Raw genomic sequence first — 13,565 nt, 5'->3', positions numbered from 1 at the left:
TAACGCGTCACGCCAGCCGTAGGAACCGGGCTGAATGCGGTCCTAGGTGCAGAGCTGCGCCGTCGAGGCTGGCGTCGCCGGCGCCTGGCTCAAGGACGCTGGCGCCGGCCAGCCGTTCGTCGCCGAACACGGCGGGCGCCGCGCCCATGTTGAACACGCAGACCACCTGCTGGTCGCCATCGCGGCGGATGAAGGCCAGGATCGGCTCGGGCGCGGTGATCGTTTCGAGCTCGCCGCGGCTCAGGGCGTGGTGGTCGCGGCGCATCGCCAGCAGGGCCCGCGAATAGGCCAGCGTCGAGGCCGGGTCCGCTTCCTGGGTCGCCGCCGCCAGGCCCGCATGCTCTACCGCCAGCGGCAGCCACGGCTTGCCGGCGGTGAAGCCCATATTGTCGCCCTCGGTCCAGGGCATCGGGGTGCGCGAGCCGTCACGGCCCTTGGCGATCGGCCAGTAGAGGTCGCCGACCGGATCGCGGATCTGTTCACGGGTCAGGCTCTGGGCCTCGGGCAGGCCGAGCTCCTCGCCCTGGTAGAGCAGCACCGTGCCCTTGAGGGTCAGCAGCAGGGCCAGCATCAGCCGCGCGATCGCCTCGCCGCCGCCGAACCGCGTCGCCGTCCGCGGGATGTCGTGATTGCAGAACGAGATGCACGGCCAATGGCCGGGGAAGCGGTCCAGCGTCTCGTAGTGGGCCTGGAAGATCGCCGGCGACAGCCGCCGGGCGTGCAGCAGCACGAAGGTGTAGGCCGAGTGCAGCCCCTCTTCCGGCGTCGAATAGGCGCCGCAGCGTTCCTCTTCCTCGGAGAACTCGCCGAACACGAAGCGCTCGTCGAAGGCGTCAACCCGGCGACGGATCTCGTCCAGCAGCGGCACGTTCTCGGGCAGATTGGAGTCGTGCAGGTGGCGCTGCATCTCGCTGGCGTGGGCCCAGTGACGCCGCGCCCGGTCCTGCGCCGGAACCGGCGGATTGTCGGTCAGGGTGTCGTCGTGCAGGAAGGTCCCGGCGACGTCGAGCCGGAAGCCGTCGATCCCCTTGGCCAGCCAGAAATCCAGCACGTCCAGGGCCGCGGCCTTGGCGTCCGGGTGGCGCCAGTTCAGCTTCGGCTGCTGGCGCAGAAACTTGTGGTGATAGTGCTGGCGGCGCGCCGGCTGGTAGGCCCAGGCCGGGCCGCCGAACACCGACAGCCAGTTGTTCGGCGCGGTCCCGTCCCTGGCCGGATCGGCCCAGACGTACCAACTTGCCTTGTGCCCTTCGGCGCCGCCGTCGCGGCTGTCGGCGAACCAGGGGTGTTCGTCGGAGGTGTGCGACAGCACTTCGTCGAGCAGCACCTTCAGGCCACGCTTGTGAGCGGCGTCGATCAGGTCGCCCAGGTCGTCCAACGTTCCGTAGTCGGGATGGACGCCTTCATAGTCGGAGATGTCGTAGCCCCAGTCGCGGTTGGGCGAGGGGTGGACAGGCGAGAGCCAGATGGCGTCGACACCCAGGCTCTCGATGTAGTCCAGCTTGGCCAGGACGCCCCGCAGGTCGCCGTGGCCGTCGCCGTCGGAGTCGAAGAAGCTCCGCACGTAGACGTGGTAGACGACCGCGCCCTTCCACCAGGGCGCGGTCACCATCCTACGCCTCGCTGGCGTTGTGGATGATCTTGGAGACCAGGCCGTATTCGACGGCGGCCTCGGCGCCCATCCAGAAGTTCCGCTGGGTGTCCTTGACGATCTTTTCGTAGGTCTGCCCGGTTTCCTTGGCGATCATGCGATTGACGCGCTCACGCATCTTCACGATCTCCTCGGCCTCGATCTGGATATCGCTGGCCTGGCCGCGCACGCCGCCCATCGGCTGGTGCAGCAGGAAGCGGGTGTTGGGCAGGCAGAGGCGGTTTTCCTTGGTGGCGCCCAGGAAGATGTGCGCGCCGGCCGAGGCCACCCAGCCGGTGCCGATCACCTTCACCTGCGGACCGCAGAACTTGATCATGTCGTGGATGGTGTCGCCGCTCTCGACGTGACCGCCGGGCGAGTTGATCACCACCTTGATCGGCTTGTCGCTTTCCGTCGACAGGGCCAGGAGCTGGGCGGTGACCCGCTCGGCCAGGCGCATGTCGATCTCACCGAAAATGAGCACGGTGCGCGACTTGTAGAGCGCGTTCTGCACAGGCCCCGCCGTCATCGGCATGTCGGGCTTGCGGGCGCCGTCTTCGCTGTCTTCGTCTTCGTCCAGGCGCCAGTTACGCATAAGAGGTCTCCAATTCAGTTGCACGGAACGTGCGATGCGCGGCCGCGCTTCGCAAGGGCTACCCGGCCGACGTAGCGATCAATCGCGCATAAAACTGAACGGCTCGTTCCAGATTCTCCAGGGTCATATGCTCGTTGGTGCCGTGGATCATCTTGATGGTCTCCAGCGAGAACACCATCGGCTGGAACCGATAGACGTCGGTGGCCACGCCAGTCATGTAGCGGCTGTCGGTGCCGGCCGTGACCAGGCCCGGTGCGACCGGCGCCTTGGCGGTGTCCTTGGCCAGCGCCGCGACGGTCATCCAGGCGTCCGACTTGATCGATGACACCGGCGAGGGCTCGTTCGGCGGCCGGCTCCAGGAGAATCCGACCGGCAGATCGCCGACCACGCTCTTGGCCTTCGCCATCACGTCGGCGGAACTGTCGCCGGGCGCGATGCGGTAGTTGATCCAGGCGGTGGCGTCCTGCGGCAGGACGTTCTCCTTGGGACTGCCCTTCAGCATGGTCGGCGCGATGGTCGTGTGCAGCAGGGCCGCGCCGGCCGGCGTTGCGGAAGCCTGCTTGAGGATCAGCGGCTCGAACAGCCAGCGGTTGGCCATGGCCATGCGGATCGGGAAGCCCCCCTCCGGAGCCAGCGCTTCCAGCATCGACCCGCCCGGGCCGCTCAGCTTCAGCGGGAACTGGTTCTCGGCGATCTTGGTCACCGCCTTGGAGAGGGTCAGCACGCCGCCGGAATCGGCCGGCGGGGCGGACGAGTGGCCGCCCTCGGCGTCGGCCGTGACCATCAGGGTCGCGTAGCCCTTCTCGGCGATGCCGATCAGGGCGACCGGGCCGCCGGTGATCGGGTTGTCGGAGATGATCGCCAGGCCTTCGTCCAGCACGAATTGCGCCTTGATCCCGCGCGACTTCAGCAGCGCAGCCGCGGCCTGGGCGCCGCTGCCGCCGGCTTCCTCGTCATGGCCGGAGACGATCATCACGGTGCGGCGCGGCTTGAAGCCCTGCGCCGCCAGCGTCTCGGCCCCCTCGAACAGCGTGACCAGCGAGCCCTTGTCGTCGATCGAGCCGCGGCCCCAGACCGCGCCGTCGACGATCCGGCCCTCGAACGGCGGTTGCTTCCAGTCTTCCTCGGTGCCCGGCGTCACCGGCACCACGTCCTGGTGCGCCATCAGCACGACGGGGGCGAGGCTCGGGTCCGAACCCTTCCAAGTGTAGACCAGGGTGTGGCCGCCGACGATCTCGCGGGTCATGGCGGCATGGGCGGCGGGGTAGGTCGTCTGCAGCCAGGTGTGCAGCTTGTCCCACTCGGCCATCTGGTTTTCGGCCGGGTCCTGGTGGCTGATGGTCTGGAACTGGATGGCCTGGGAGAGGTGCTCGGCGGCCTTGGCGCTGTCGACGGCGACCGGCGCGGCCAGCTTCACCTTGGTCAGGTCGGCGCCCGCAGCGGGCTTGTATGTCAGCGTGCGCACGACCACGACGGCGGCCAGCAGCAGCACCAGTCCGAGCAGCCCGAGTGCGATCTTGCCGATGAACTTCATGTGTCTCTCCCCGACGCCCGGCGACCATAAGGCGGCGCCCTTGGGGAAGAAAAGCCCCGCCGCTAGCGTGCGGCGCGGACGAAGAACACGGCCGTCATGACGACGGAGAGGGCGATGGTCCCGGCGCGGACCGCCCGGGCGTCCAGCCGCTTGCCGGCGTGCGCGCCGAGATATCCGCCGACCAGGGCCGCGGCGCCCAGAACCAGGGCCTCGCGCCAGCGTACCGCTCCGGCCAGGGCGAAGCACAGCACCGCGACGGTGTTGGCGGCGCTGACCATCAGGGTGCGGGCCGGATTGAGCTGCTTAAGGTCGACGCCGGCCAGCAGGCTCCAGGCCGCCATCATCATCAGACCGACCGCGCCGCCGAAATAGCCGCCATAGACGCCGAGCGCGAACTGCAGAGCCAGGATCGGGCGCGGGCCGAGGCGGGCGTGGCGCTGCAGCCAGGGGGCGATGCTGGGCCCGAACGCCAGGGCCAGGGTGGCGACCAGCAGCAGCCAGGGCAGGATGGCGTCGAAAGCCGAGGACGACGTCCAGAGCAGCAGCAGCGCGCCGACCAGCCCGCCGACCAGGGTGATGGCCAGCATCGGACGCACCGGCGCGCCCGCCACCTCGCCCAGCCCGCCGCGATACACGAAGGCGCTGGCCAGCCCTCCCGGATAGAGCGCGACCGTGCTGGAAGCGTTCGCCGCCACCGAAGGCACGCCGGCCGCGATCAGCGCCGGCAGGGTGACGAACGAGCCGCCGCCGGCCAGGGCGTTCATCGCCCCGGCCAGCAGGCCCGCGCCGGTCAGCAGCAGAAGATTGTCGACCATTCCCTCAGGCTGGCGGCGCGCACGCAGCTTCGCAATGCGCCTTCGCCGAGGTCAGCCTTCGCGCAACACGAAGGCTAGAGCGACTTCAGCCAGGGGATCAGTCGGGCGTTGACCTCTTCGGGCCGTTCCTGCTGGGTCCAGTGGCCGCAGCCGGGGAGGATGTCGGCGCCGCGCAGGTTGGGCATCTCCGCGCCCATCAGCGCCATCAGGTCGCCCTTGCCCAGCATCGCCAGCACCAGGTCGCGCTCGCCGCCGACGAACAGCGAGGGCTGTTCGATCTTCCGGCCCTCGAACTGGCGCAGGTAGTCGAAGTCGCGCTGGTGGTTGCGGTAGCGGTTCAGCGGCCCGCGGAATCCGGAGCGCTCGAACTCGCCGACGTAGTAGTCGAGGTCGGCGTCGCTCAGCCAGGCGGGGAAGGGGTTCGGGTCGACCAGGCCCTCCAGCAGGCTCTGGCCGTGGGTCTTGTTGTTGGGCCAGGTCCCGTCCGGGGCGTCGCCGCTGATCGCGTAGTAGAACTTGCGCAGCGAGTCGCGGACGTTGCGCTCCAGTTCGGCCTCGGCCGGGCCGACGTTCTGGAACCAGGCCTGGTAGAAGAACTTGCCGCGGCTGGTGAACACCGCCTCGATCATGTCGCTGAACGGCCGCTTGGGCACGCCCGTGTAGGGCACCGACAATCCCGCCACCGCCCGCACCCGGTCGGGCCGCACCAGGGCGGTGTTCCAGACGATAGGCGCGCCCCAGTCGTGCCCGACCAGCACCGCCGGCGCGTCGGGGCTCAGCGCCTCGATCAGCGCCGCCACGTCGCCGACCATGTGCTCCATGTCGTAGGCTTCGATCGGCTCCGGCTTGGACGAACCGCCATAGCCGCGCACGTCGATCGCGCAGGCGGTGAAGCCGGCCTCCGCGACCGGGCCCATCTGGTGACGCCAGCTGTACCAGCTCTCGGGAAATCCATGGACCATCACCACCAGCGGCCCGGAGCCCTCTATGGCCGCGCGCAGCGTAGCGTCTGGAAGTTCGATGTCGCGGAACTCTGGCACGCGGTTCTCCCCTGATTGCTTGACCCGGCGTCGCCCGCTGCTGCAAATGACGACGACAAAATCAAACACGTGTTTGGAGGGAACGCCATGGGCGAACTGTTCGACCTGACCGGCAAGGTCGCCGTCATCACCGGATCCTCGCGAGGGATCGGCAAGGCGATCGCAGAGCGGATGGCCGAGCACGGCGCCAAGGTGGTGATCTCCTCGCGCAAGGCCGGGCCCTGCGACGAGGTCGCCGCGGCGATCAACGAAAAGCACCCGGGCGCCGCGATCGCCGTCCCGGCCTCGATCTCCTCCAAGGAGGATCTGCAGCGCCTGGTGGATGAGACCGTCAAGGCGTTCGGCAAGATCGACATCGTGGTCTGCAACGCCGCGACCAACCCGTTCTTCGGGCCGATGTCGCAGATCAATGACGATCAGTTCCGCAAGATCCTCGACAACAACATCATCGCCAACAACTGGCTGATCCAGATGGCCGCCCCGCAGATGCGCGAGCGCAAGGACGGCTCGGTGATCATCATCTCGTCGATCGGCGGCCTGCGCGGCTCCACCGGCATCGGCGCCTACAACATCTCCAAGGCCGCCGACTTCCAGCTGGCCCGCAACCTGGCGGTCGAGCTGGGCCCGGACAACATCCGCGTCAACTGCATCGCGCCGGGCCTGGTGAAGACCGATTTCGCCAAGGCGCTGTGGGACACGCCGGAAGCCGAGAAGCGCTCCAGCGCCAACACCCCGCTGCGCCGCCTGGGCGAGCCGGACGACATCGCCGGCGCGGCGGTGTACTTGGCCTCGAAGGCCGCGTCCTGGATGACCGGCCAGGCCATCGTCGTGGACGGCGGCTCGACCTGCTGATCGGGATAGGCCGCCGGGCGACCGGCGGCCGCCCTAGTTCCGCGGCTGCGGGGGCGGCCCCCAGTTCTGCGGCGGCGGAGCTTGCTCCTCTGTCCGAACCGTCCGGCGATACTCGTAGAACGACACCGGCTGCGGGCCGGCCGCGGCGTAGGTCGGATGGCCGCTCCCGCCTTGGCCGTAAAGTGGGCCATAGGCGCCTTGCGCCGCCGCCAGGGCCGCGGTGCCACAGGCCGCCGAACGCGCCCCGGCGTTGCCGCCGATGATCGAGCCGACTAATCCGCCCAACGCTGCGCCCTCGGCCACCACGCCCGCCGCCGCGGCCGCRCCGCCGGCCCAGGCCCCGGCCAGCAGGCCGACAACGCCCCAGCCCAGCCGCCGCTCGGCCGCGGTGCGCGCGCACGGATCGGCCGGTCCGTAGGGTGTGATCGGCCGCGAGGCCAGGTACGGGAAATATTGGGCGCTGGCGACGCCGCCCGCGCTCAACCCGGCGCTCGCGGTTGCTAGGGCCAGGCCGATATGAGCCGCTTGTCTCAGGCGCAGTTGCATCGGTCGTCCCTCTCGAAACTGTCTCGCGCAAGGATAATCCCACCGTGCGCGCAACCGGAACTTGAGACAACCTCCGCGGGACACGAGCCCGGCCGTCGCGGCGCGCTCAGCCGCGCCGCGACAGTTCCCGGGCCTTGGCCAGGCGCGCGACGCCCTCGTCCAGGGTCGCGTCCTGCTTGGCCAGGCACAGGCGCAGGATGCTGGTCACCTTGTCCTCCTCGTAGAGGGCCGAGACGGGAATCGAGGCCACGCCAGCCTCCCTGACGGCGCGCAGGGCGAAGTCGCGGTCGCTCTCCTCCACGCCCGAGGCGGTCAGGTCCACATTGAGGAAGTAGGTCCCCTGGGTCGGCAGCACCGCAAAGCCTTCCCGCTGCAGGCCCTCCGCCAGCCGGTCGCGCGAGCGTTGCAGCGCCGCGGGCATGGCCGAGAACCAGTCGCCGCTGTTCTCCAGCCCGAAGGCTACCGCCGACTGCAGGTTGGGCGGGGTGGTGAAGGTCAGGAACTGGTGGGTGCGCGACAGGGCCCTGGTCAGCTCGGGAGCGGCGCACAGGAAGCCGACCTTCCAGCCAGTCAGGCCGAACATCTTGCCGGCCGAGCCGATCTTCACGGTCCGCTCGCGCATCCCCGGAAAGCCCATCAGCGGCAGGTGCCGGGCGCCGTCGAACACCACCTGCTCCCAGACCTCGTCGCAGATGGCGATGGCGTCGTGGGCCACGCAGAATTCCGCCAGCAGCGCCAGGTCCTCGGCCGGCAGCACAGCCCCGGCCGGGTTGATCGGGTTGTTCAGAACCACGAACCGGGTTCGCGGCCCGAAAGCCGCTTCCAGCATGGCCCGGTCGAAGCGCCAGTGCGGAGGGCTCAGCCGCACCAGGCGCGGCACGCCGCCGGCCCGGCGGATCAGCGGCAGATAGGCGTCGTAGAGCGGCTGGAAGACCACCACCTCGTCGCCCGGCTGGATCAGCCCGAGGAAGGCCGCAGCCAACGCTTCGGTCGCGCCGGACGTCACCGTGACTTCGCGCGACCAGTCGAGCTCCAGTCCCTGGCTGCGGAAATAGTGCGCGGCCACCGCCTGACGCAGCTCCGGCAGGCCGGCCATCGGCGGATACTGGTTGTAGCCGTTCAGCACCGCGTCGGCGGCCTTGGCGCGGATGTGCTCGGGGCCCGGATCGTCGGGAAAGCCCTGGCCCAGGTTGATCGCCCCATGTTCGCGGGCGAGGCCGGACATTTCCTCGAAGATGGTCGTGGGCAGGTTTGCGAAGATCGGATTGGCCATGACGGTTGCCTAGCACAGCTCACGGAGGGATATGTCCACCCATGCGGATCGCCCCTTTCGAACCCCGCCACGCCGAGGCCTGGCGACAGCTCAACGAAGCCTGGATCTCCAAGCATTTCGTCATCGAAGCCAAGGACCGCGAGGTGCTCGACGATCCGGCCGGCAAGATCCTGGCTAAGGGCGGGAAGATCTTCATGGCCGAGATGGACGGCCAGGCCATCGGCTGCGTGGCGCTGATCGTCATGGCCGATGGTGGTTTCGAGGTCGCCAAGATGACCGTCACGGAAACGGCGCGCGGCACGGGGCTAGGTCGGGCGCTGATGCAGACCTGCATCGACGAGGCCAAGGTCGCGGGCGCCCACCGCCTCTACCTTGAGACCAACTCCGGCCTCGCCCCGGCGATCGGCCTCTACCGGGCCATGGGATTCACCGATCTCGACCCGGCGGTGCGACCAGCGACCGACTACGCGCGTTGTGACGTCTGGATGGAGCGCCCACTCTAGCTTGCCCGCCCCGTCCGCCGTGGCGCAGGGGAGCGGGAAGGGATGGGCGGACCGCAACCGCCGGCGGACTGGAAGCGCTTCGCCACCTTTGGCGGGGTTTCGTTGCTGCTTGGCCTGACCCAGGGCCTGGGCTTCAACCTGATCAACAACAACCTGCCCTGGATCCAAGGCGCGCTGGGCGCCTCTCCGACCGAGGCCGCCTGGCTGGCCACCGCCTACACCGCCACCAACGCCACCATCGGCCTGCTGGCGATCAAGTTCCGCTTCCAGTTCGGCCTGCGCCTGTTCGCTGATATCGGGCTCGGACTGTTCATCCTCATCGCCGTCGCCCACCTGTTCACCAACGACCTGCGCTCGGCCATCGCGGTGCGCGCCGCCTCGGGCGTGGCGGCCACCGCGCTGTCGACCCTGGCCCTGCTCTACATGGTCGCCGCCGTGCCCGAGCACCGCCGCCCGATGGGCATCGCGCTCGGCGTCGGCTGGAGCCAGTTGGCCGCGCCGCTGTCGCGGCTGGTGTCGTCCGACCTGCTGCAGATCGGCCAGTGGCACGGACTCTACCTGCTGGAGATCGCGCTCAGCCTGCTGTGCCTGGCCGCGGTCAATCTGGTCCGAGTGCCGCCAGTGCCGCGGGTGAAGATGTTCCAGGGCCGCGACTTCGTCACCTTCGCCCTGTTCGCGCCGGGGGTGGCGCTGCTCTGCGCCGTGCTCTCCCAGGGCCGGCTGGTCTGGTGGCTGGACGCGCCCTGGCTGGGCTGGGCGCTGGCCGCGGCCATCGTGCTGCTGGCCGCCTCGGTTCTGGTCGAACTGCACCGCAAGCAGCCGCTGCTGCACATCCGCTGGCTCTCCAGCGCCGACATGTTGCGGCTGGTGGTGATCATCCTGCTGTTCCGGCTGGTGCTGTCGGAGCAGGGGGTCGGCGCCTTCGGTTTCCTGCAGGCCATGGGCATGAACAACGACCAGATGCGCGGGCTCTCCTGGGTGATGTTCTGGGCGACCCTGGCCGGGGTGATCGGGGTGGCGCTGACGATCAACCCGGCGCGGGTCTCGACCCCGGCCCTGATCGCCCTCCTGCTGATCGCCGCCGCCGCCTGGTGGGACAGCCAGGTCACCAACCTGACGCGGCCGACGCAGATGTATTTCTCGCAAGGGCTGATCGCCTTCGCCAGCGCGCTGTTCCTGCCGGCCGCCATGCTGGCCGGGTTCAGCCGCGCCATGCGCCAGGGCCAGGAATTCCTCGTCTCGTTCGCGGTGATCTTCGGCGCGGGCCAGAGCCTCGGAGCCCTGGCCGGCTCGGCCTTCCTCGGCACCTTCGTGATCGCGCGCGAACGATACCATTCGGCCCAGATCGTCGAGCGGCTGGCGCTCAGCGACCCGCAGGTCGCCGCTCGGGTACGCCAGTACGCCGGCGCCTATGCCGGCGCGATCACCGATCCGGCCCTGCGCCAGGGGGAGGGGCTGGCCCTGCTCGGCCAGGTCGCCACGCGCGAGGCCACGGTGCTGGCCTATGGCGACGTGTTCCGGCTGATCGCGGTGCTGTCGCTGCTGGTCTTCGTCTATCTCCTGGCCCTGCGTCTGCGCGAAGACGCGCGGGACCGGGCCGCCGCCCTCAGACCCGCGGAGGCCGCCTGACGTGAGCCAAGCCCAGCCCGAAGCGCCCGCCCCTCCGCGTCCCTGGTCACGCGCTGCGATCCCGATTGTGGCGGCTGCGATCGGCGGCGTGCTGCTGGTGCTGTTCGCCTGGCGCCTTCCGCCCTTCGACACCGGGGTGCAGAGCACCGACAACGCCTATGTCCGCGGGGCCGTCACCGTCATCAGCCCCAAGCTGGACGGCTATGTGACGGAGGTCTTGATCAAGGATTTCATGCAGGTGAAGGCCGGTCAGACCCTGGTGGTCATTGACGACCGGAACTATCGCGAGCGGGTCGAGCAGGCCCGGGCAGGCCTAGCCGCGGAAGAGGCCAACCTCGCCAACTGGGAGCAGCAACGCCGGCGCGGCGAGGCCAATATCGGCCTGGTCGGCTCGCAGGAGGCCAGCGCCCAGGCGGCTCTCGCCAAGGCGCAGGCCGACTTCAGGCGCGCCGAGCCGCTGGTGGAAAAGGGTTGGCTGGCTGCGGCCGAGCTCGACCGGTTGCGCCTGGCGGTGCAGCAGGCCCAGGCCGCCGTCAGCCAATCGCAGGCCGAGGGACAGGTCGCGCAGGAGGACCTCGCCTCGGTCGGCGTGAACCGCGCCGCGCTCGAGGCCGCGGTGGCGCGCGCCCAGGCGGCGCTGACCCTCGCCGAGATCGACCTGGCGAACACCAGGATCAAGGCGCCGGTCGACGGCCAGGTCGGCGAGGTCGGGGTGAAGGTCGGTCAGTACGTGACGCCGGGAACCCAGCTGATGGGCCTGGCGCCGCCTGGTGTCTGGATCATCGCCAACTTCAAGGAAACCCAGGTGAAGGACGTCGGGGTCGGCGAGCCCGTGAAGGTCCGCATCGACGCGCTGCCCGGCGTGACCTTCCAGGGCAAGGTCGAACGGATCGGACCTGCGGCGGGATCGGAGTTCGCGGTCATCAAGCCGGACAACGCCACCGGCAACTTCACCAAGGTGGTGCAACGCATTCCGGTGCGCATCGCCCTCGACCTCGATCAGGCGGCGACGGCCAAGTTGCGTCCGGGCATGTCGGCGGTGGTGAGCGTCGAGACCCGCCGACGAGGCTAGTGCTGCACGGCCGCCAGCGCGCCGTCGAGCGCGCGACGGGTCAGGAAGAGGGCCGTAACGGTGACGGCGAGCAGGCGGAAAGCCCGCTCGCGTGCGGCTTGGCGGTTCGAACTCGGAATGTCCCCAGCCGCCGGGCCGCCCGTCACTATTCCTCCTTGGTGCGCCGCTTGCGGAACGACGGGTTCAGCACCTGTTTGCGCAGGCGGATCGACTTGGGGGTCACCTCGACCAGTTCGTCCTCTTCGATATAGGCGATGGCCTGCTCGAGAGTCATCCGGCGCGGCGGGGTCAGGCGAACTGCTTCGTCCTTGCCGGAGGCCCGGACGTTGGTCAGCTGCTTGGCCTTCATCGGGTTGACGTCCAGGTCGTCGGCGCGGCTGTTCTCGCCGATGATCATGCCCTGGTAGGTCTTCTCGCCGGCGCCCACGAACATGGTGCCGCGCTCTTCCAGGTTCCACAGCGCGTAGGCGGCGGTTTCACCGTCGGAGTTCGAGACCAGCACGCCCTTGCGGCCGGCGTCGATCGCACCCTTGTAGGGCTCGTAGTGGCTGAACACGCGGTTCAGCACCCCCGAGCCGCGGGTATCGGTCAGGAACTCGCCCTGATAGCCGATCAGCGAGCGCGAGGGGGACATCAGGCTGATGCGGGTCTTGCCCGCGCCCGACGGGCCCATGTCCTTCAGCTCGGCCTTACGGGCCGACAGCTTCTCGATGACGATGCCGGTGAACTCGTCGTCGACGTCGATCATCACGTCTTCGATCGGTTCCAGGCGCTCGCCGGTCTCCGGGTCCTGCTGGAACACCACCCGCGGACGGCTGATGGACAGTTCGAAGCCTTCGCGGCGCATGCCTTCGATCAGCACGCCCAGCTGCAGTTCGCCGCGGCCGGCGACCTCGTAGGCGTCCTTCTCGCTGGTCTCGGTCACGCGGATGGCGACGTTGGACTCAGCTTCCTTCATCAGGCGGGCGGCGATGACCCGGCTCTGGACCTTGTCGCCTTCTCGGCCGGCCAGCGGGCTGTCGTTCACTGAGACCGTCATCGAGATGGTCGGCGGATCGATCGGCTGCGCGGGCAGGGCCTCGGTGACTTCCATGGCGCACAGGGTGTCGGCCACGGTGGCCTTCGAGAGGCCCGCGATGGCGACGATGTCACCGGCTTCGGCGTCCTCGATCGGCTGGCGCTTCAGGCCGCGGAAGGCCAGCACCTTGGTGATGCGGCCGCGCTCGATTTCCTTGCCGTCTCGCGACAGCGCCTTGATCGGCAGGCCAGGAATGGCCTTGCCGCTTTCGATGCGGCCGGTCAGCAGGCGGCCCAGGAACGGGTCGTTTTCGATCAGCACCGACAGGATCTGGAAGGGCTCGTCCTTGCGGGGGGCCGCCTTCGGCTCGGGCACGTGATCGACGATCAGGTCGAATAGCGGGCCGAGATTGTCGTTCGGCTGGCTGAGGTCCATCGTCGCCCAGCCGTTCTTGCCCGACGCGTAGATGTGCGGGAAATCCAGCTGCTCGTCGCTCGCGCCCATGGCCGCGAACAGGTCGAAGGCGTCGTTCAGCACCCGGTCCGGATCGGCGTGGGCGCGGTCGACCTTGTTGAGGCAGAGGATCGGCCGCAGGCCCATCTTCAGCGCCTTGCCCAGCACGAACTTGGTCTGGGGCATGACGCCTTCTTCGGCGTCCACCAGCAGGACGCAGCCGTCCACCATCCCGAGGATGCGCTCGACCTCGCCGCCGAAGTCGGCGTGGCCGGGGGTGTCGATGATGTTGATGCGGGTCTCGCCCGCTTTACCGTTCCAGAGCACGCTGGTGCACTTGGCGAGGATGGTGATCCCTCGCTCGCGTTCCTGGTCGTTCGAGTCCATGGCGCGCTCAACCGTCGCCTCATTGGCTCGGAAGATGCCCGACTGGGCAAGGAGCTGATCCACGAGCGTAGTCTTGCCGTGGTCGACGTGGGCGATGATGGCGATGTTGCGGAGCGACATTGATTTGGCTTTGGGAGGCCCTATGTGGGGAAGCGCGGGCTTTTAGGTGACTAAAGGCCAATTAGCCAGCGCCTTCTCGCCGCGGCGCCGAACGCGGATAT

Annotated in this window: 12 protein-coding genes; 4 read left to right on the top strand and 8 right to left on the bottom strand. The window is 68.9% G+C overall.

Features of this window, described 5'->3' with window-relative positions; genetic code table 11:
• Nucleotides 1-7: 7 nt before the first annotated feature.
• From AC1DQJ_RS03340 to AC1DQJ_RS03320, 5 genes are all read right to left on the bottom strand, one after another.
• Nucleotides 8-1,609: an alpha-amylase family glycosyl hydrolase gene (locus AC1DQJ_RS03340; protein WP_477600242.1), complete on the bottom strand. Its 1,602-nt coding sequence runs from the start codon at nt 1,607-1,609 to the stop codon at nt 8-10.
• Nucleotide 1,610: 1 nt separating this feature from the next.
• Complete coding sequence (locus AC1DQJ_RS03335) at nt 1,611-2,222, bottom strand: ATP-dependent Clp protease proteolytic subunit (protein ID WP_477600240.1); 612 nt, start codon at nt 2,220-2,222, stop codon at nt 1,611-1,613.
• Between the two features lie 58 nt (nt 2,223-2,280).
• Entirely contained in the window at nt 2,281-3,756 is a 1,476-nt protein-coding gene (locus AC1DQJ_RS03330; RefSeq protein WP_477600238.1) for a M20 family peptidase, read from the bottom strand.
• Nucleotides 3,757-3,818: 62 nt separating this feature from the next.
• Nucleotides 3,819-4,571, bottom strand: coding sequence for a sulfite exporter TauE/SafE family protein (locus AC1DQJ_RS03325; RefSeq protein WP_477600236.1), 753 nt, complete (start codon nt 4,569-4,571; stop codon nt 3,819-3,821).
• Between the two features lie 74 nt (nt 4,572-4,645).
• Nucleotides 4,646-5,611 (bottom strand): alpha/beta fold hydrolase, encoded by a 966-nt coding sequence (locus tag AC1DQJ_RS03320; protein ID WP_477600234.1) that lies wholly within the window; start codon nt 5,609-5,611, stop codon nt 4,646-4,648.
• Nucleotides 5,612-5,698: 87 nt separating this feature from the next.
• Between AC1DQJ_RS03320 and AC1DQJ_RS03315 the strand changes: the two genes are divergently transcribed.
• A complete protein-coding gene (locus AC1DQJ_RS03315) occupies nt 5,699-6,463 on the top strand; it encodes an SDR family oxidoreductase (protein ID WP_477600232.1) in 765 nt (254 codons plus the stop codon).
• A 33-nt stretch (nt 6,464-6,496) separates the two neighbouring features.
• Here the strand turns inward: AC1DQJ_RS03315 and AC1DQJ_RS03310 are convergent, their stop codons facing one another.
• Together AC1DQJ_RS03310 and AC1DQJ_RS03305 are read right to left on the bottom strand one after the other, a co-directional pair.
• On the bottom strand, nt 6,497-7,009 hold the full coding sequence (locus AC1DQJ_RS03310; RefSeq protein WP_477600231.1) for a hypothetical protein: 513 nt from the start codon (nt 7,007-7,009) through the stop codon (nt 6,497-6,499).
• A gap of 106 nt (nt 7,010-7,115) precedes the next feature.
• On the bottom strand, nt 7,116-8,282 hold the full coding sequence (locus AC1DQJ_RS03305) for an aminotransferase (RefSeq protein ID WP_477600229.1): 1,167 nt from the start codon (nt 8,280-8,282) through the stop codon (nt 7,116-7,118).
• Between the two features lie 41 nt (nt 8,283-8,323).
• Here AC1DQJ_RS03305 and AC1DQJ_RS03300 point away from each other — a divergent pair, with 41 nt between their 5' ends.
• Genes AC1DQJ_RS03300 through AC1DQJ_RS03290 form a run of 3 tightly spaced genes read left to right on the top strand, consistent with a single transcriptional unit; the run spans nt 8,324 to nt 11,486 of the window.
• Nucleotides 8,324-8,785, top strand: a complete 462-nt coding sequence (locus AC1DQJ_RS03300; RefSeq protein ID WP_477600227.1) for a GNAT family N-acetyltransferase — start codon at nt 8,324-8,326, stop codon at nt 8,783-8,785.
• 42 nt (nt 8,786-8,827) lie between these two features.
• Entirely contained in the window at nt 8,828-10,414 is a 1,587-nt protein-coding gene (locus AC1DQJ_RS03295) for an MFS transporter (protein WP_477600225.1), read from the top strand.
• A gap of 1 nt (nt 10,415) precedes the next feature.
• Nucleotides 10,416-11,486: an HlyD family secretion protein gene (locus AC1DQJ_RS03290; RefSeq protein WP_477600223.1), complete on the top strand. Its 1,071-nt coding sequence runs from the start codon at nt 10,416-10,418 to the stop codon at nt 11,484-11,486.
• Between the two features lie 145 nt (nt 11,487-11,631).
• On the opposite strand, the gene typA is transcribed toward AC1DQJ_RS03290, so the two are convergent.
• Nucleotides 11,632-13,464 (bottom strand): translational GTPase TypA, encoded by a 1,833-nt coding sequence (gene typA, locus AC1DQJ_RS03285; RefSeq protein WP_477600221.1) that lies wholly within the window; start codon nt 13,462-13,464, stop codon nt 11,632-11,634.
• Nucleotides 13,465-13,565 lie beyond the last annotated feature (101 nt).

Source organism: Phenylobacterium sp. P4_E10, from assembly GCF_056401675.1.
The sequence above is the reverse complement of the archived record's forward strand: the minus strand, read 5'-3'. Positions and strand labels throughout refer to the sequence as shown.